The organism is Parapedobacter koreensis, from assembly GCF_900109365.1.
Taxonomy (GTDB): domain Bacteria; phylum Bacteroidota; class Bacteroidia; order Sphingobacteriales; family Sphingobacteriaceae; genus Parapedobacter; species Parapedobacter koreensis.
This window is the reverse complement of sequence record NZ_FNZR01000002.1, coordinates 504,985-522,355: the sequence shown is the minus strand read 5'-3', so window position 1 is coordinate 522,355 and position 17,371 is coordinate 504,985. Positions and strand designations below refer to the sequence as shown.

18 protein-coding genes and 1 pseudogene are annotated in these 17,371 nt (G+C 49.4%); 10 read left to right on the top strand and 9 right to left on the bottom strand.

Annotated features, from left to right (window positions below):
* Positions 1 to 199: 199 nt before the first annotated feature.
* From BMW65_RS06505 to BMW65_RS06495, 3 genes are read left to right on the top strand one after another with little or no spacing between them, the layout of a single operon-like run.
* Positions 200 to 1,936 carry a GMC family oxidoreductase gene (locus BMW65_RS06505; RefSeq protein WP_090603770.1) on the top strand — a complete coding sequence of 579 codons (1,737 nt, stop codon included), beginning with the start codon at positions 200 to 202 and terminating at the stop codon, positions 1,934 to 1,936.
* Positions 1,937 to 1,958: 22 nt separating this feature from the next.
* Positions 1,959 to 2,588, top strand: a complete 630-nt coding sequence (locus BMW65_RS06500) for a gluconate 2-dehydrogenase subunit 3 family protein (RefSeq protein ID WP_090603768.1) — start codon at positions 1,959 to 1,961, stop codon at positions 2,586 to 2,588.
* A 20-nt stretch (positions 2,589 to 2,608) separates the two neighbouring features.
* The gene (locus BMW65_RS06495; protein WP_090603766.1) at positions 2,609 to 3,484 is read left to right on the top strand and encodes a DMT family transporter; all 876 of its coding nucleotides are present in this window, start codon (positions 2,609 to 2,611) and stop codon (positions 3,482 to 3,484) included.
* Between the two features lie 24 nt (positions 3,485 to 3,508).
* Here the strand turns inward: BMW65_RS06495 and BMW65_RS06490 are convergent, their stop codons facing one another.
* The 3 genes from BMW65_RS06490 to BMW65_RS06475 form a co-directional block, all read right to left on the bottom strand.
* Positions 3,509 to 3,679 (bottom strand): type II toxin-antitoxin system antitoxin, encoded by a 171-nt coding sequence (locus BMW65_RS06490; protein WP_090603764.1) that lies wholly within the window; start codon positions 3,677 to 3,679, stop codon positions 3,509 to 3,511.
* Positions 3,680 to 3,722: 43 nt separating this feature from the next.
* Positions 3,723 to 4,577, bottom strand: coding sequence for an SPFH domain-containing protein (locus BMW65_RS06485; protein ID WP_090603763.1), 855 nt, complete (start codon positions 4,575 to 4,577; stop codon positions 3,723 to 3,725).
* A 264-nt stretch (positions 4,578 to 4,841) separates the two neighbouring features.
* Positions 4,842 to 5,387: a hypothetical protein gene (locus BMW65_RS06475; RefSeq protein WP_090603761.1), complete on the bottom strand. Its 546-nt coding sequence runs from the start codon at positions 5,385 to 5,387 to the stop codon at positions 4,842 to 4,844.
* A gap of 87 nt (positions 5,388 to 5,474) precedes the next feature.
* On the opposite strand from BMW65_RS06475, the gene BMW65_RS06470 reads away from it, so the two are divergent.
* Entirely contained in the window at positions 5,475 to 6,197 is a 723-nt protein-coding gene (locus tag BMW65_RS06470; RefSeq protein ID WP_090603760.1) for an SDR family NAD(P)-dependent oxidoreductase, read from the top strand.
* A gap of 3 nt (positions 6,198 to 6,200) precedes the next feature.
* Here the strand turns inward: BMW65_RS06470 and BMW65_RS06465 are convergent, their stop codons facing one another.
* From BMW65_RS06465 to BMW65_RS06455, 3 genes are all read right to left on the bottom strand, one after another.
* Positions 6,201 to 7,445: an RNA polymerase sigma factor gene (locus BMW65_RS06465; RefSeq protein WP_090603759.1), complete on the bottom strand. Its 1,245-nt coding sequence runs from the start codon at positions 7,443 to 7,445 to the stop codon at positions 6,201 to 6,203.
* Positions 7,446 to 7,451: 6 nt separating this feature from the next.
* Positions 7,452 to 7,799 (bottom strand): YciI family protein, encoded by a 348-nt coding sequence (locus tag BMW65_RS06460; protein ID WP_090603758.1) that lies wholly within the window; start codon positions 7,797 to 7,799, stop codon positions 7,452 to 7,454.
* Between the two features lie 65 nt (positions 7,800 to 7,864).
* Positions 7,865 to 9,694 carry a CocE/NonD family hydrolase gene (locus BMW65_RS06455; RefSeq protein WP_090603757.1) on the bottom strand — a complete coding sequence of 610 codons (1,830 nt, stop codon included), beginning with the start codon at positions 9,692 to 9,694 and terminating at the stop codon, positions 7,865 to 7,867.
* Positions 9,695 to 9,816: 122 nt separating this feature from the next.
* Between BMW65_RS06455 and BMW65_RS24825 the strand changes: the two are divergent.
* Positions 9,817 to 10,164 (top strand): annotated as a pseudogene (locus BMW65_RS24825) (DoxX family protein); the annotation flags it as partial.
* Here the strand turns inward: BMW65_RS24825 and BMW65_RS24425 are convergent.
* Positions 10,048 to 12,669, bottom strand: a complete 2,622-nt coding sequence (locus tag BMW65_RS24425; protein ID WP_218145353.1) for an OstA-like protein — start codon at positions 12,667 to 12,669, stop codon at positions 10,048 to 10,050. The pseudogene BMW65_RS24825 and the gene BMW65_RS24425 sit on opposite strands and share 117 nt — an antisense overlap.
* Here BMW65_RS24425 and tilS point away from each other — a divergent pair.
* The 5 genes from tilS (at position 12,610) to BMW65_RS06415 (ending at position 16,271) form a co-directional block, all read left to right on the top strand.
* Complete coding sequence (gene tilS, locus BMW65_RS23845; protein ID WP_143053829.1) at positions 12,610 to 13,938, top strand: tRNA lysidine(34) synthetase TilS; 1,329 nt, start codon at positions 12,610 to 12,612, stop codon at positions 13,936 to 13,938. The two genes, BMW65_RS24425 and tilS, sit on opposite strands and share 60 nt — an antisense overlap.
* Before the next feature lie 6 nt (positions 13,939 to 13,944).
* Positions 13,945 to 14,436, top strand: a complete 492-nt coding sequence (locus tag BMW65_RS06430; RefSeq protein ID WP_090603754.1) for a hypothetical protein — start codon at positions 13,945 to 13,947, stop codon at positions 14,434 to 14,436.
* A gap of 91 nt (positions 14,437 to 14,527) precedes the next feature.
* The gene (locus tag BMW65_RS06425) at positions 14,528 to 14,836 is read left to right on the top strand and encodes a DUF4834 family protein (RefSeq protein WP_090603752.1); all 309 of its coding nucleotides are present in this window, start codon (positions 14,528 to 14,530) and stop codon (positions 14,834 to 14,836) included.
* Between the two features lie 26 nt (positions 14,837 to 14,862).
* Positions 14,863 to 15,981, top strand: a complete 1,119-nt coding sequence (recF, locus tag BMW65_RS06420) for a DNA replication/repair protein RecF (protein ID WP_090603750.1) — start codon at positions 14,863 to 14,865, stop codon at positions 15,979 to 15,981.
* On the top strand, positions 15,978 to 16,271 hold the full coding sequence (locus BMW65_RS06415) for a DciA family protein (RefSeq protein ID WP_090603747.1): 294 nt from the start codon (positions 15,978 to 15,980) through the stop codon (positions 16,269 to 16,271). The genes recF and BMW65_RS06415 overlap by 4 nt, the downstream gene beginning before the upstream one ends.
* A 5-nt stretch (positions 16,272 to 16,276) precedes the next feature.
* On the opposite strand, the gene BMW65_RS06410 is transcribed toward BMW65_RS06415, so the two are convergent.
* Complete coding sequence (locus BMW65_RS06410) at positions 16,277 to 16,642, bottom strand: DUF1304 domain-containing protein (RefSeq protein WP_090603745.1); 366 nt, start codon at positions 16,640 to 16,642, stop codon at positions 16,277 to 16,279.
* 17 nt (positions 16,643 to 16,659) lie between these two features.
* Positions 16,660 to 17,358 carry a response regulator transcription factor gene (locus BMW65_RS06405; RefSeq protein ID WP_090603743.1) on the bottom strand — a complete coding sequence of 233 codons (699 nt, stop codon included), beginning with the start codon at positions 17,356 to 17,358 and terminating at the stop codon, positions 16,660 to 16,662.
* Positions 17,359 to 17,371: the final 13 nt, after the last annotated feature.

Here is a 17,371-nt window from a genome sequence, read left to right as displayed (position 1 = left end):
AATAAAATCCGAAACTTGCTTAAGTTAACGAATTTACAGTTTTTTGCCGAATTATGTCACTTATTTATGCATAATCGTTTTAGCTATTTATTTGGTGTTTGTAATTAATAAAATTTTATATTTGGCCATTGATAGCGATTGGTCAATGGATCAAGCGCTATCAAACTAAACGATAACAATATATATAAACCAAAGAATAATGATTTCTTACCAAATCAAGGAAAATCCCACGGTATTTGATGCGATAGTAGTTGGGTCGGGTGCCGGTGGTGGGATGGCCGGTTATGTGCTGGCCAATGCGGGTCTAAAGGTGCTCATGTTGGAAGCGGGCCCGTTTTTCGATCCGGCAAAAGATACGTTGCAGTTGCGGTGGCCATGGGAGTCCCCCCGCCGCGGGGCAAGTACAGTCCGCCCGTTCGGGGATTTCGACGCGGCCTATGGTGGCTGGGAATTGGAGGGAGAGCCCTATACGCGCGCAGCGGGTACGGAATTTGAATGGTTCCGGGCCCGGATGCTGGGTGGACGTACCAATCACTGGGGACGTATTTCCTTGCGGATGGGGCCTGATGATTTCAAGCCTACGGATGGTGTGACGGCCGAATGGCCAATTACCTACGATGAAGTAAAGCCTTATTACGACAGGGTCGATCGGATGATTGGTATTTACGGCACGGTGGAAGGCATCCACAATGAGCCAGATGGCATCTTCCTGAAACCACCCAAGCCAAGGCTCAATGAATTGTATATCAAACGTGGAGCACAAAAGGCTGGTGTGCCGGTCATCGCAGGCCGCGGATCGGTGCTTACGGAAGCCCTTCCCGGTGTGGAAGGACGGGGTACGTGTTTCTATTGCGGCCAATGTGGCAGGGCATGCCGGGTATATGGCGATTTTTCGTCTTCTTCCTGTTTGGTTATACCCGCCATCAAGACCGGCAACCTTACCGTCGTGGATAATGCGATGGTACGTGAGGTACTTACGGATGACGAAGGGCAAGCCACCGGTGTTTCCTACGTGGATACTAAGGATTTGCAGGAGTATACCGTACGGGGCAAGCTTGTCATACTGGGTGCAAGTGCTTGTGAAAGCGCCCGCCTGCTACTCAATTCCAAATCAGCTGCGCATCCGGGTGGTCTGGGCAATAGTACGGGCTTGGTGGGCCGCTACCTGCATGATTCCACGGGCGCAAGTGCTGGGGGCTTCCTGCCGCAGCTGCTGGATAGGAAGCGGTACAATGAAGATGGGGTAGGTAGTGTGCACATTTATTCACCCTGGTGGGCAGACAATAAGAAACTGAGTTTCCCGCGTGGGTACCATATCGAATACGGTGGTGGTATGCGCATGCCATCATACGGCTTTATGGACTGGGCAGCCAATGTGAACCACCTGGTGCCGACCAAGGATGGCCAGCAGCGGGAGCAGGGCGGATACGGAACTTCATTGAAGGCGGATTACCGCCGATTCTACGGGGCGAGTGTAGGCATGGCGGGTAGAGGTACAGCATTGGCAAGGCATGACAATTATTGCGAGATAGATCCTTCCCGGGTAGATAAATATGGTATTCCTGTGCTCCGTTTCCATTACAAATGGGCCAATGAGGAAGTAGAGCAGGCCAAACACATGCAGGAAACGTTCAAGGAGATCTTGCACGAGATGGGTGCCATCGTCACCTCATCCATGCCTGGCCCGGAAACGTCTTATGGATTGGAAGCGCCGGGAAAAATTATTCATGAAGGTGGCACTACCCGTATGGGCGATGATCCAAAAACATCCGTGCTGAACAAATGGTGCCAGGCCCATGATTGCCAAAACCTCTTCGTGGTGGATGCGGGACCATTCGTACAACAGGGGGATAAGAACCTGACCTGGACAATCCTTGCACTGTCGATGCGCACGGCAGAATATATATTGGAACAGCGCAACAAACTGAATATTTGATAACCACATTAAGGATAATAACGTGAACAGAAGAGATTCCCTTAAAGCATTGGGCCTTGCCGCAGCAGGCGGGGCGCTGTTGTTTGATTCCTGTGGCCCGGAGACAAAAGCGGACAAAGCAGCAGCAACAGGCGGCGAGAAGCTTCCAGGTGTGCAGGAATTTGAGCATGAACGCAACCAGCAATTGGCCAATGAACAATTTTTTACCGAGCATGAGCTAGCCACCATTGCTGTGCTGGCAGACATCATCATTCCGGCTGATGACGTTTCGGGAAGTGCTACGGATGCGGATGTGCCAGCATTCATTGAGTTTATGGTAAAGGATATCCCCAGCTACCAGACACCGATGCGGGGTGGATTAAAATGGCTCGATGTACAATGCCAACGACGGTACGGCAGTGTGTTTGTTGATTGCAAGGAAGATCAGCAGCTAACAATCGTGGATAATATCGCCTACCCCGGCAAGGCGCAGCCCGAGATGCTGCAAGGGGTGGCCTTCTTCAGCTTAGTGCGCAACCTTACCGCGTCGGGCTTTTTCACCAGCGAGCTGGGCGTGAAGGATATCGGCTATGTCGGCAACCGTCCCGGGGTGTGGGATGGCGTGCCTCAGGATGTACTCGATGCCCACGGATTTGCGGACGGCTGGGGCTAAAGACTGATGAAAGCCGAGCAATGAAAGGGTTTTTACTGGCTATTGGTGCTGCCCTGCTGTGGGGCGTATCGGGAGCTTGTGGCCAGTTTTTATTTGCATATCGCGGCGTAGATGCCGGTTGGCTGGTCACTGTCCGGTTGCTCATCTCCGGCTTGTTGTTAATCGTGTTGGCTGCCCTGCAAGCGAGGCATGGCGTATGGCATATCTGGAGAGAACGACGAGATAGGCAGCAGTTGGTACTCTTTGGGATATGCGGTATGCTGGCTGTGCAATACACTTATTTCATGGCTATTCAACACTCCAATGCGGCCACGGCTACTGTCCTGCAATACGCTGGTCCCGTCATTATTGCAGTATACCTGGCCATAAAAAAGCGCACCTGGCCGAAACCAATAGCATATGTGGCTGTATTTTTCGCCGTGGGGGGCACGTTTTTACTGGTGACCCATGGTAGCTATGGTACGCTTGCCATCACCAATCAGGCACTTTTCTGGGGTATTGCGTCGGCTGTTGCGCTCGCGTTTTACAGCATCCAGCCTGGCTATCTCCTGAATCGATACCCCGCCACCATTGTCATCGGATGGGCGATGCTCATCGGTGGGACGGCCCTTGCCATCGTACATCCACCTTGGCAGGTAGTGGGTAGTTGGGACAAATATACGTATCTCAATTTCGCATTTATTATTGTATTCGGGAGTGCCATTGCCTTCTATGGGTACCTCACTGCCGTGAAACTCATTGGTGCTCAAAAGACAAGCCTATTGGCTGCCGCAGAGCCACTTTCCGCTGCCATCATTGCCGTATTTTGGCTCGGTGTTTCGTTTACGCTGTCCGATTGGGTAGGCAGCATGCTCGTAGTCTCCACCGTGTTTTTATTAGCCCGATCAAAAGGATAGGGGCACGAGCGGTATGCGCCGTGTTTACTTTTTTTCCTTTTTTGTACGCTTCCGATGTGCCAAAGCTTGGGCAAGCAGGAATTCAATTTGGCCATTGGTGCTTCTGAATTCTTCTGCTGCCCATTCTTCTAGTGCTTTCAGCATCTCTGCATGTATGCGAAGTGCAAATGCCTTTTTATCCGCTTTATCAGCCATTAAAAAAAATCCCTGTTTATGATGATGAAACGCAAAGATACCATTAATGATACAAGGTGCCTGCGTTGACTATCGGAGCAACATTCCGTTCACCGCACAAGACCACCAACAGGTTGCTTACCATGGCAGCCTTTCGTTCCTCATCGAGCTGTACGATGTCTTTTTGCGACAGTTTTTCCAACGCCATTTCTACCATACCTACGGCACCGTCTACGATTTGCCTCCGCGCAGAAACTACAGCGGTGGCCTGCTGGCGCTGGAGCATGGCACTGGCGATTTCCGGTGCATAAGCCAAATGGGTGATCCGGGCCTCAATCACATCAATCCCGGCCATCGCGAGTCGTTCATTCAGCTCTTTTTCCAATATGCCACTGACCTGCTGTGCCCCATCTTTGAGGGTGATTACAGCGTCTTCATCCTCAAAATTATCATAAGCAAATTGGTTCGCTAAGTGCCGAACAGCGGCCTCGCTCTGTATTTGCACATATTTGGTATAATCGTCTACAGCAAATAATGCTTTGGCGGTGTCACGTACCTGCCAAACCACTACAGCGGCGATTTCGATCGGATTGCCCAGCTTGTCGTTTACTTTGATTTTCTGGCCATCAAGATTTCGAGCCTTTAACGATACCGTTCGTTTCACGACAAACGGATTCACCCAGAAAAAACCGTCTTTTCGCACCGTGCCCTGGTAGCTGCCAAACAAAATCAGTGCAGCAGATTCATTGGGATTGACAATAAGCCAGCCTTTCAACATGATCAATGCAAGCACAATGCCTACTGCAATGAGCCAAATCACTTGGCTGTAAATTCCATAAGCAACCAAGCCGAGGGCGGATAGGAGAATGAAGAAGGACAAGTATCCCGAAATTGCAGTCGTGTTTTTTTCGTGTATCATGGTTGTTTTTTTGATATTATATTGATATCACAATAATATTAAAAAATATACAGAATCAAAAATAATTTGATCAAAAAAATACACCAAAATAGGTATTGCCTATCCAAGCTGTCTTCTCTAACTTGCATACGATCATCCCAAGCGTTCTTTTTCTTGCATGAGATGCATGGAGTATTGGGAACGCCCCATGCGTTATTTAGTGTCACTAACACTTGCATATGTGCAGGATAAAATATCCTGCACATTGCAAATTTCAATGCATCTTCAAAAAAGCAGTGGATAGTCCAACCATCGCTTCCTTTCCCCGTTTTCTATTTCTTTTATTTGGATGTGCAGGTATGTCTGGCCACTTCGATCGAGCCTGCCAAGGGTAAACCTATAGCGTCGACTATCCCGCCCATCATGTTCCTCAAAAGACCAGCAGTGGCCTTGCCATTTGCTTTGCAAGTTGTTTTTGTCATCGGTTACGATTACTTTGCCCGCATAAACCAATTCCAAACCACCGATGATAACCACGTTTTTTTCGAGATTAATGGAAGTCAAATCCAGCATTGAAGGTTGCGGGGAAGAACTGTCGTAGGTGTAAAACCAGATTTTGGTTCCATCGCTTGCGATGGATAAGGTCAGTTTATATTTCATGTTGTCTGCGATAGCTGCCGTCATTTCGCCTTCGGGAAGCATGGCTTCGATAGCTCGTTTTATGTCTTCTGCGGGTAAGGCGGTGGGCTGTGCAAGTACGGTAAAACCCCCGCTAAGGAAAATAAAGCTTGGTATTAGGATTTTTGTCAACGAAAAATACATGGTGTTCATCGGTCGAATATACTATTTTAAGCTTCTTTTACTGATACTTTGATTTTCTGTTGCTATATTGAACCGTTTTTTAGCGCAGCTGAGACGATGAATGAGAAAAAAATAATGGTTATAGGTGCCTCTTCGGGGATAGGCCGTGCATTGGCCGACACGTTGGCATCAGCGGGTAGCATTGTAGGCATCGCGGGTCGGCGGGAGGCGCTGTTGCACGATTTAGCGGCGACGCGGCCGGATCGCTATCGCGTACATGCTTTTGATGTCACGGAGGCTAATACCTGTATTGCTCACCTGGAAACCCTTGCCAAGGCGATGGGTGGTGTTGATGCGGTCGTCATCAGTGCGGGCGGGGGAGATGTCAATGAGGCACTTGATTTTGAGGTTGAACGCAAAATGATAAACCTGAATGTCTTTGCCTTTACACAGCTGGCCGACTGGGCATTCAACTATTTCAAGCGCCAAGGATTTGGCCACTTGGTAGCCATCACGTCCATTGCAGGTATTCGGGGCAGTAGGCAAGCACCGGCTTATAGTGCAACAAAGTCTTATCAAATCACCTACCTGCAAGGATTACGGCAAAAGGCCCATAAGGAGCGGGCATCCATTACCGTTACGGACATCTGTCCCGGTTTCGTGGATACCCCATCGGCCAAGTCGCCCATGCGTTTCTGGGTAGCACCGCTGTCCAAAGCTGCCGGGCAGATTTACCACGGGATGCACAAACGCCGGAAAGTGGTATATGTCACCAGGCGTTGGCGCTTTATCGCCTGGCTCTACCGATGGTTGCCCGCACAATTGCATGAACGGCTGTAATCGTCATAATGCGCGCATCCGTTTTCGGATAAACTTGATGTCCAGGGGGTTTTGTGCTAATGGAAGTGCTGCACTGTAAGCGTTGTTTGCCTGTTCGCTACTACCTATACGTTCATATACGTGTGCTTTCACCATTTGCAGGAGAAATGCCGTGCCCGGACGCTCATCAGGCGTAATAGCCTCCAGTTCGGCAATGACGGCGAAGGGCCCGCAGGCATAACTTTCCGCAACCAGCCGGTTGAGTTGGATCAACGTAGATGGTTCAAGATCTTCCAATAGGCGATACAGGCTAAGAATAATTCCCCAATCGGTTTCCTCAAAATACTTTGCCGTGCAATGCAGCGACGCAATTAAGGCTTCAAGGTAGTATTTGCCTGCGAAATCGCTTTGCTTCGCACATTCCAGGTAATGAAATCCCTCGGCAAGCAGCTGCCGATCCCATAGCGTCCGATCCTGTTCGGCCAATGGAATCCAATCACCATAAACCATCAGCCGTGCAGGAAAACGGGCGGCATTGAAAAACATTAATGCCAGCAACGCATTTACTTCTGCCGAAGGAGGAGCAATAGGGCACAGGAGCTTTGCAAGGCGCATCGCTTCATAGCAGAGGTCGGTATTGATACCTTTTTCGTCGCGCGTGGCCTTATATCCCTCATTGAACATCAAGTAAAGGATGGTGCAGACGGTAGCCGATTGCCGGGTTGCCCGTTTTGCAGCTTGCGGATCCAACTGGATGTTTCTGCGCAATAGTGCAGCTTTGCTACGTTGCAAGGCTTTCTTGACAGCTTCATTATTCATTCGCAGGGCATTAGCCAGCTCGGGAACCCCGAAACCACATAAGATATGCAGGGTGATGAGGATACGGTCACGTTCGCCGAGTGCGGGATGGCAGCAAGCCACCAACAGTTGTACTTGGCTGTCTGTGGCCGTCCCGTCCCCGATCGAAAAAAAAGGATCGCCATCCGCAGTGGATACTTGTGCCATATGGACGTCTTTCAATGGGACTTGCCGGGCAGACCGTTTGATGGTGTTGACGAGCTTATTGCGCGCCACGCGCAATAGCCAGGCCGGTGGATCTGCGGGCATCCCATGGTAACGCCAATGCGACACGGCGGTTTCAAAAGTGTCCTGCACGGCATCAAGGATATTATCCAACTGGGCTATGCCAAACACCCGGGCGAGGGACGCTATCATCCTGCCCGAGTGTTCCCGGAAAAAATGAGCAAGCAATTGTCCGGTGTCCTCCATCACGGCTTATTGTTCGTCCATCGGCATGATTTCCCGAACCTCCACCGTACGATCCCAATCCAGATCAGGGTTCCCTTTAGCGATTTCAACGGCTTCTTCAAGGGATGTGGCCAAGAGGATGTAGTAGCCGCTGACACATTCTTTTCCCTCTAGGAAAGGGCCATCCGATACGATTTTTTTTCTTCCCTTAATGTAGGCACCTCCGGCATCAAGCGGCTGGGCTTCCTTGTATTGGCCCTTTTTCTTGAGTTCTTCCACCCAATGGTAATGTTTTTCGATACACGCTTGCATTTCTTCCGCAGACAATTCGCCGTAATTGGCTTCTTCACGGATCAACATCAAAAATTCTTTCATAACGTTTTTGTTTTGTTTATACCCCTTGACAATCAATACCGTCGTTTGGGGACATTTTTTTTACGTTATTTCAGTATCTGCACGGTGATGTGGCTTGAGTGCGTCGCATCGTGGTACACCTTGTGTTCAGCCTTGGTATAGTCCGTTGGCTTGGCCTTGTAAGGGTTTTCGGTGAATTTCTGTGGATTGCGGTCAAACAATGGGAACCATGTACTTTGCACTTGCACTTGGATGCGATGACCCTTTTTGAACGTATGGAAAATGTCCTGTAAGTGCACAGGTACTTCGGTCACACGGTTTGGCGTGAAAGCTTCGGGCCGCTCAAAACTATTGCGAAAGCGGCCGGGCATGATGTCACCCCGTACCAGCATGTGATAGTTGCTCAACGTTTCGCTTCCGGGAAAAACATCAACTAACTTGACTACCCAATCGGCATCTGTACTGCTGGTGGATACCCACATGTTGGCCAGCAGGTTGCCACTGAGCGTGATGTCTTCCGTGAGCGTATCCGTCTCGAAGACCAGTACATCCGGTCGGCGGGCATTGTCGCGCTGATCGCTGGTCATGTAGCTACGTGGGGTAAAGACGATCTCTTCAGCTTGTGAATAAGGTACCGGCTTCAACGGATCACTAATAAAAGCGGACGACGCCTCGCCAGCAGCGGGTTTGTTAAAAGTAAGCTTTCCATCGGGCTGCAAATATAGCGAGGTCGCAGTGGCTGTCGCTGGCGGCCATTGCTGGAAATCCTGCCACTGCTTTTTGCCGGTATCAAACATATGGGCTTCGGGAAGATCAGTTTGTCCGTCGCCTTCTCCTTTAAGGAAATGGTCAAAAAATCGAAATTCGATGTCACGCTGGTAGGCCGTGGAAAGGCTGTCTCCAAAGTAGATATCGCCAATTTCTTGCCTGCCCCGTTCGCGCGCCCAATCGCCATGGCTCCAGGGACCCATCACAATGGTATTGTAATTGCTGCTGTTTTTTTCAATGCCCCCATAAATGTGGAGTGGGCCGTATAAGTCTTCAGCGTCAAACCAACCCCCTACCACCATGATGGCAGGCTTCACGTCATTCAGGTGCTGGATAAGTCCCCGGCGCTGCCAGAATTCGTCATAGTTGGGGTGATCCAGCAGCTCGCGCCAGAAAAAATTATCCTTGCCCTGGTAAGGGGTAGCATTTTCGATGGCACCAAGGCGCAGGAAGAAATCATACGAATCTTGCGTATCCGGGCGTGCCGTGGGATACCAGCCCTTTTGCTGGGGACCATCTTTATGAAAACCAAATACAGGCACAGCAAAGAAGTAACTGGCCAGCATGCTGCCATTGTGATGGAAGTCATCAAAAAAGAAATCACCGATGGGGGCTTGCGGAGAGGCGGCTTTTAATGCGGGGTGGTTGCTCAATGCGCCTGCAGCGGTATAGAAGCCGGGATAAGAACCACCCCATAGGCCGACACGGCCATTGTTGCCAGGCACGTTGTTGACCAACCAGTCAATCGTGTCGTATGTATCGGTGCTTTCGTCGATTGCGGTCTTGTCACGCCGTTCTTCCGCAGCAAGCTGCGGCCGCATGTTGGTAAATTCACCTTCGCTCATGTAACGGCCCCTTACATCTTGGTATACGAAAACATAACCGTCGCGCATGAGCAATGCATTGGGACCGAGGGCGGCCTTCAGGGCATCGCCATAGGGTCCGGCGGAATAGCATGTACGCTGCATCAGGATGGGATAGGACAGGCTTTTGTCTTTAGGCGAATAGATGACGGTGTAAAGCCGTACCCCATCGCGCATGGTGATGTAGGTTTCGGTCTTTTCATAGTGGGTTTTTACATAGTCGTCTTGTGCAAAACTTACGCTGAGATACACAACGAAGGCGACTAAAAGAAGGATACGTTTCATGTTGCTTGGTTTTTCTAAGGGTTTTTATACCGATGGTAAAGTTGCATTTTTTTTGCGAACGTTCTGCCTTGTTGTGTATAAAAATTATTTAGATAATTTCTAAATAAACATACATTTGTGCCATGAAAAGATTAACGACTAGCGGATATCGTGCGCTTTCCCATGATTTGGCGGCATTGATTTTACGTTTGGGTGTCGGCGTATTGATGATTCCCACTTATGGTTACGGAAAATGGGTAAATTTTGCGGCGAAGAAAAACGATTTTTATGATTTCCTTGGTTTGGGTGGTACCATTTCCATGGGGCTGGCGATTTTCGCAGAATTGTTTTGTTCTATTTTATTGATTCTGGGATTATTTACTCGTTTGGCTACCATTCCGCTTATCATCACGATGCTGGTGGTCATCTCGGTGCATGATTGGCAACTGTTTGGCAAGCATGAGCTGGCTCCGGCCTTCCTGACCATGCACTTGGCGATACTGTTGCTGGGACCGGGCCGATACAGCCTTGATGCGTGGATTACCAAGCGGCAGGCGTACCGCCGATGAATTTCCCAAGCTATCTTTACCGATGCGTTGCCGCGGGATAGTATCCGGTACAGCGGGCAGGGAGTCATTTCCTGGCGTGACCGGACGTCCGCCAGGCGGCTGAAGCACATCGGTTGAGTCCGGAGCAATCGCAACCTCTGCCGCCGGACGTCTTCGGGCGAGCAGATCTTCTTTGGAGGTGGGGCGATCACCGGGTTTCCACACGAAGCCTTCAAGTATCTCGACATCCTGCGGAATGAGGTGCATGGGGTAGACTTTTCCATCCACTCGCCTAATGGGGTTAAAATATGTGATCTGATTGCTGTCGACCAATATTTTTATGCGGCTGCTGCGGCTATGATACATGTTGGTATATATCTTCCGCTTTTCATCCACGGTGTAATAGATGCTTTCCGCATTGCCATCAACAAACATTCGATCCAGGGCATTGCTCGTGAAAAATCCTGTAATCCGCCGCCCTTTGATTTGGTTGTACTTACTCGAATCCAATTGGGTATTTACCATGAAGCTATTGCTCACCAGCAGCATATTGTCCAATTGCTCATTACGGATTTGCATGTAAATCGTATCTGCTGTCATCTGCGACCCCTGTGCCCATATCATCGGGCGGCCGAAAAAACGCATCATGGAATCTGGATAACCATAATAAACGGAATCGGCCACGGCTTGTAAGTCCGATTTAAAAAGCCGGACGTTGTAATAGGCCTTGATGATGCGCGTTTTTACCGTATCGCTGGCCAGCGAATCGCTTGGCAGGGTCTCTGCCGTTGGCGGACGCGAAACAGCGGCCACGGCCCCTAACAGCAGGCTGTCGGCCTCACCGCCGATAGGTATCACTGCCTGGTCGCGGAGTATGCTATCTGCCTCGAGATTGCGTGTCAATGCGTCCAATCCGGTAGTGGATAGCCGTACAGCAGCCACGGAATCTACAGCCTTGGCCAGGCTAGCACTATCCGGTGGCGCTTTTAGCACATCCAACAGGGAATCTGGCGATGTTGTCAACGTATCCACAGGCTGTCGTTGGAGGCTGTCGATAAAATTAGTGTCCGCGCCCAGCGAATCCCTGCTTAATGTTGGTTTGCCCAAGTCGGTGGACAAATCCATGTCGTCCATGGTGCCGAAATCTTCCCCATAAACCTCGTCCTCATAATCATCAATTTCACCGCCTTCGCGATCGAGATCGAATTCCTTGGGAATGTAATCTTTCAGCAGGATGAGCTGCGAAAACAGCGTATCAGCGGTCATATAGATCGTGTCTACGGCTGGGCGTTGCGGTTGTTGCAAGGTATCGAGCTGGCGCAGGGAAGAATCTATCGGGGTTGTGCGGATGCTGTCTATGGGTGTGACGGTGCTATCCGAAGCGGCGCTATCCGTCGCGGTGCTGTCATTGCGGGTCACGGTCATGACCAGTGGATTTCTGGTCATCGTGATTGATTCGTTGCTCCGGTCATATACTCCCTCGCCGCCATAGGTAAAATATTGCTGCGCAGTATCAATGAACACCACATTCTGCACGGCGCGCCCGTTGCCCGACGTGCCATCGTAGTAGAGGCTATCACCGCGGAGGAAACGACTCCCTTCCGTATACAGGTTGTTACGGTCAAACCAAGCCTGTTCCGTATCGGTATTGTATTCACCACGTTCCGTATAGAGGTTTTCGCCGTCATTGCCCTTGATATTGGTAGGCCCATAAAAATAAGTCATTTTGGTGCCCGAATTGTAGCGCATCGTATCCGTGTATATTTTCACGTCCGGCGTACGCACGACCACGTCGTAGCGGAAATAGGCATCTTTTGTATTATCAAAATAGTAGGCGTTTTTGCTCGTGATGGTATCCGTTGTGTTGACGATGCGGCCCCCGCCAGTATAGGTTCCCACGCTACTTTTCATATTGTATGTCAGGTGGTTGGTGGTGAGCACGGAATTGTCATCCACCATGCGCACGTTGTTGGTGAGCGTAGCCAGCTGGGTTTCGGCAATGTAATGCAGCTTGTCTGCATAGATGACCGTGCCATTGGGCTGGGTGATGATCACCTTGCCAAATGCATCGAAAAATTGCCTGCCGTCATCGTCATTATAGACATAGCCGCTATCCGCGGAGAGGGTAGAGCCGTGGTGTTCGTATACTGGCCGGTAGTTCATCATGTTGCCCGTGGTGGCATTGAGACGGCTATGCGAAGACGATATCAGCCGCAGTTCATCACGCTGCTGTGCATGCGCCAGCGTAGAAATCAATGCAGTAAAACAGATAAACAACAGGCACTTCTTCACAGGCGCAAACTTAGCTAAAATGGATGGATTCACGAATACCTCCTGAATAATCGTAGAAGCAGTCAATTGTGCTTTATATGCCGTACCTTTGGCCTTATGAGCATGCAGGAGCGATTTATCCAATACGTAGCCGACCAAGCATTGTGCCAATCGCATGAGCGTATCCTCCTGGCTGTCAGTGGAGGCAAGGATTCGGTATTGATGGCCCATCTTTTTGCTGGAGCAGGGTATACCGTTGGTATTGCGCATTGCAATTTCCACCTGCGGGAAGAAGCGTCAGATGCGGATGAGGCGTTGGTGAGTGAACTTGCCAACGTGTTGGAGGTGCCCTTCTATTCAACCGGATTTGATACGGAAACCTATGCCCGGCAGCAAGGCATTTCTACCCAGATGGCTGCGCGCGAGTTGCGCTATGCGTGGTTTGAGACCATCAGGTCTTCCCAAGGTTATGATTACATCGCTGTCGCGCAACACCGCAATGACCATGTCGAGACGGCGTTGCTCAACTTGGTTCGTGGCACGGGGCTGGCTGGTCTCGGGGGCATACGGCCTAAACGCGGTTATATCATCCGCCCTTTACTGTTTTTAGGTGCAGATGAAATAGCAGCATACGTACACACCCACGGATTGGCATACCGTGATGATGCTTCCAATTTTTCCACCAAGTATGCGCGCAATAAAATCCGCCTTGAGGTTATCCCCCGGCTGAAGGAGCTCAATCCCAATCTGGAACGCACCATGGCCAGAAATATGGACCGTTTTGCGGATGCTTACACCGTGGTGGAAGCCTATGTAGATCAAATACGTGACGGTTTGTTTACGGAGCATCGACCTGGAGAATGGCATATCCCCGCCGCCGATCTGATGGCATTGCATCCCCTGCAGTTTATGCTTTACGAGCTTTTCCGGCCTTTCGGGTTTACCGAAGCGGTGGTAGGTGACATCGCCGGGACATTCCCCGGTACACCGGGGAAACGGTTTTCCTCGTCCTCGCACACCTTGTATGCCGATCGGGGAACTTGGGTTCTGAAAGCCATTGAGCCACCGAGGGACGAAGTCGCCACTATTGTGCGTCCGGGGGACAGCGTAAGGTGGGGTGAATATTGCTTCCAGTCGGGATTGGCTAACGACACGGCGATCGGCAACGATCCGAATGCTGTGCAGTTGGATGCGGCATATGTCATCTTCCCCATCCAAATCAGGGCATGGCAGGAAGGCGATGCTTTTCATCCGTTGGGCATGGCGGGCCGCAAAAAATTAAGTGATTTCTTCGTGTCACTCAAAGTGCCTGTATACCAGAAGCATGGTGTACCCATAGTGATCAATGGCAATGGCGATATCTTATGGGTAGCGCTCTACCGGATGGACGATCGCTATAAAATTACAGGCAAAACAAAAAAAGTAGTTACATTAGCATGTTTGTAATAGCCGATGGCAGAAAAACCGATATACATAGAAAATCAATACATGGGCCGGGACCGCAGTTGGGTAAGCGTCCGGTTGTTGCTGGCGCTCTTTTGTTTTGTAGCCTATTACATCAATATCGAGCGGGAAAACGAAAGCCAGCTGTTCCTCATCGTAGGAAGTGCCGTTATCTTTGTTTCTATCGTGATGATGTACATGCTTCACTACCGCGTCACGGTAGAGCAGGGCAGCGTGAAATTGAGCGGGCTCTGGACTACCCGCCTGGTAAAGATAGACCTCAACAGCATCGTGAACGTGGAATGCAAACCCTACAGCAGTTTTTTTATCAACAATCCGGTGTATAACCTCCACCAAAGGGGAAAAATCAAGTTTTATGCAGGGGGCAAAGATGCGGTGTGGCTCACCGATCGCGACGGGCTCGTCTATATCATTGGTACTCAACGGCAAGTTGAACTCCAGCAGGCTATCTTGAAGGCCAAAACCAAGCCGGGGATATAGCCCTGTTTTGTTTGTCAATTAGACGTTAAAAGTTCGTTAAAATTAAACCATCTAAATTCTTTTATCCAATTTTTAATTATATTTGTAGGATATGGGATTATTGAAATTCTTATTTATTGCAATAACCGTCCTGTGGCTGATACGTATGGTAGCTAGGCTCCTTTTCCCTTGGGCGATGCGCAGAATGGCAGAGAAAGTGATGGGCAATGCCCAACGGCAGTATCAATATAGGAACAATCCTTATAACACAAATGCCAACGGAGGCAATTTCCAGCAGCCGCGCCAGCCAGAAGGCGAAGTACGCATCGATTATATGCCTCCCCAGAATAAGCCAAAGCGGGGAGCGAAAAGCGCTGGTGAGTTTGTGGAATTTGAAGAAATTAAGTCGTCTGCCAAATAGCCAGCGAAAACCTTACCTTTGCAGGTATGTGGCTGAAACAATTGTCTGTACTCAATTTTAAAAATTATAGTGAAGCTACGCTTCACTTTGCTCCCGAGGTGAATGCCTTCACAGGGAGAAATGGTGCAGGCAAAACCAATCTCCTTGATGCCATCCATTACCTATCGCTTTGCAAAAGTTATTTCAATCCAGTGGATTCCCAGCAGATTAAGCAGGGTGAAGAGTGGTTTATGGTGCAGGGCGAATTTGACAAAGACGGCCGACCCGACGTAGTGGCCTGCAGCTTGAAGCGCAACCAGAAAAAGCAGTTCAAAAAAAACAAGAAGGAATACACGCGTTTAGCCGACCACATTGGCCTCTTTCCTTTGGTGATGATCTCGCCCAATGATGCGGTCATCGTGACCGACGGTAGCGAAGAGCGCCGCCGTTTCATAGACAACGTGATTTCACAGACCGACCCGCATTACTTGGATGGACTGATTGCTTACAACCGTTGTTTGGCACAACGCAATAGCTTGCTGAAGCAAGCAACCAAGACGGGCATGCTGGACAAGGGGGTGCTTGATGTGCTGGATATGCAATTGGTGGATTTGGGAGTGCCGATTTTCGAAAAACGGCAAGCGTTCATGACAGCGTTTATCCCCGAATTTAACCGGCATTACCAATTTCTCACCGATACGGCTGAAGAGGTGTCACTGGTGTATGAATCGCAGCTGATGGCAGCGACCTTCGCTGGCCTACTGGCGCAGCACCTGGATCGCGACCGTGCACTGGAACGCACCACCGTAGGCATCCACAAGGATGATCTCCTGTTTGCCATCCATGGCGACATGCCCCTTAAAAAATTCGGTTCGCAAGGACAGCAAAAGTCTTTCCTCATCGCATTGAAATTGGCACAATACAGCTTTTTGTATAAGCAAAAAGCATTCAAGCCGCTGCTCCTGCTGGATGATATCTTTGATAAGCTTGACGAAGGGCGTACCCGTAAATTGATGCAGATGGTATCGGCAGATGATTTTGGGCAGATATTTCTCACGGATACAGATGCTGTACGCATAAACCGTATCTTTGAAGAAATAAATCGGAAAGTGTGTGTTTTTGAAATCAATGGCGGCGTGGTAAACCAACTGGAGGTAGCAGTATGAACAGGAGAGGCAACGATATGACGATCAAGGAAGCCATCGAGAAGATGCTTGATGTATATAAACTTCGGCGTAAATTCGATGAAACGGCGTTGATTTCGGCCTGGCCTCAACTGATGGGAAAGGCCATTGCCAACCGTACCAAGCAGTTGTATATCCGCGATAGGAAGTTATTCGTAAAAGTAGAATCGTCCGTCATCAAAAACGAACTTTTACTGATGCGTTCGCAAATCATCGGTCGTATGAACGAGTACGTGGGACAGGTGATTATCGAAGACGTCGTGGTGTTGTAAGACCTTCACAACAGCATCAATACACCTAGCGCAATGATAGCCGGAAGCCCTTGGAGGACCAATATCCGCTTACTCGCGGTAACCGCACCGTACACTGCCGCAACAATGATACACCCCAGGAAGAACGTAGCTACATGTCGGCTCCATAAAGGATCGGTTATCAGTAAAGACCAAATGAGGCCGGCGGCAAGGAAGCCGTTGTAGAGCCCTTGGTTGGCCGCCAATTTTTTGGTCGGCGTAAAAAGATGGGCTGGCAGGCTGTTTCCAAATGCCTTCTTACCCGCTGTTTCCCAAGCAAACATCTCAACCCATAGGATGTACAGATGCTCGATAGCGACCAAGAGTACCAATGTGTTTTTTAATAATTCCATGATTTAAATAATATCGATTAAGGGATGGACAAGATGAACCCGACACCATAGATGTTTTCAATCCTGACGCCTGAAGTAGAGTGCCGTAATAGTTTGCGCAGCCTGGAAATGAAAACATCCAAGCTGCGGCCCATGAAATAATCGTTTTCACCCCAAAATCGGATAAGCAGATCTTCCCGTTTCACGATGGAGTTGCGATGGGTATGGAGGTATTCCAGCAATTCGGCTTCACGCAACGTTAATGTGGTGGTTGTATGTCCTTCGATGGTGAGGCTAAGCGTTTCTTTATTGAGCTTGATATCCCCGATTTGAATCGTGTCTACCGTATTGAGTTTTTCCGTCGGTTGTACGCGTCTGGTGATGTTGCGAATGCGCAAAATCAATTCGTCGATATCAAAAGGCTTGGTAATGTAGTCAATTGCGCCGATGTCCAACCCATATAACCTATCTGTTTTCTCCTTCCGTGCCGTTAAAAATAAGAAGCATGCATTTTTATCGTGTGCCACGATTTTCCGGGCCAAATCGAATCCATTGATGTCCGGCAATTGAATATCGATGATGAGTAAGCTGTAAGCATTACGGTTTGTCAAGTATTCCTGATAAGCGCTTTTTCCCGTCATGCACCAGGTTACTTTAAAATTCATGGTTTCAAGGTATTGCTTGGTCACATTGCCCAAATCTACTTCATCTTCAACATATAGCAATCTTGGTTTCATAGGTGCACGGATT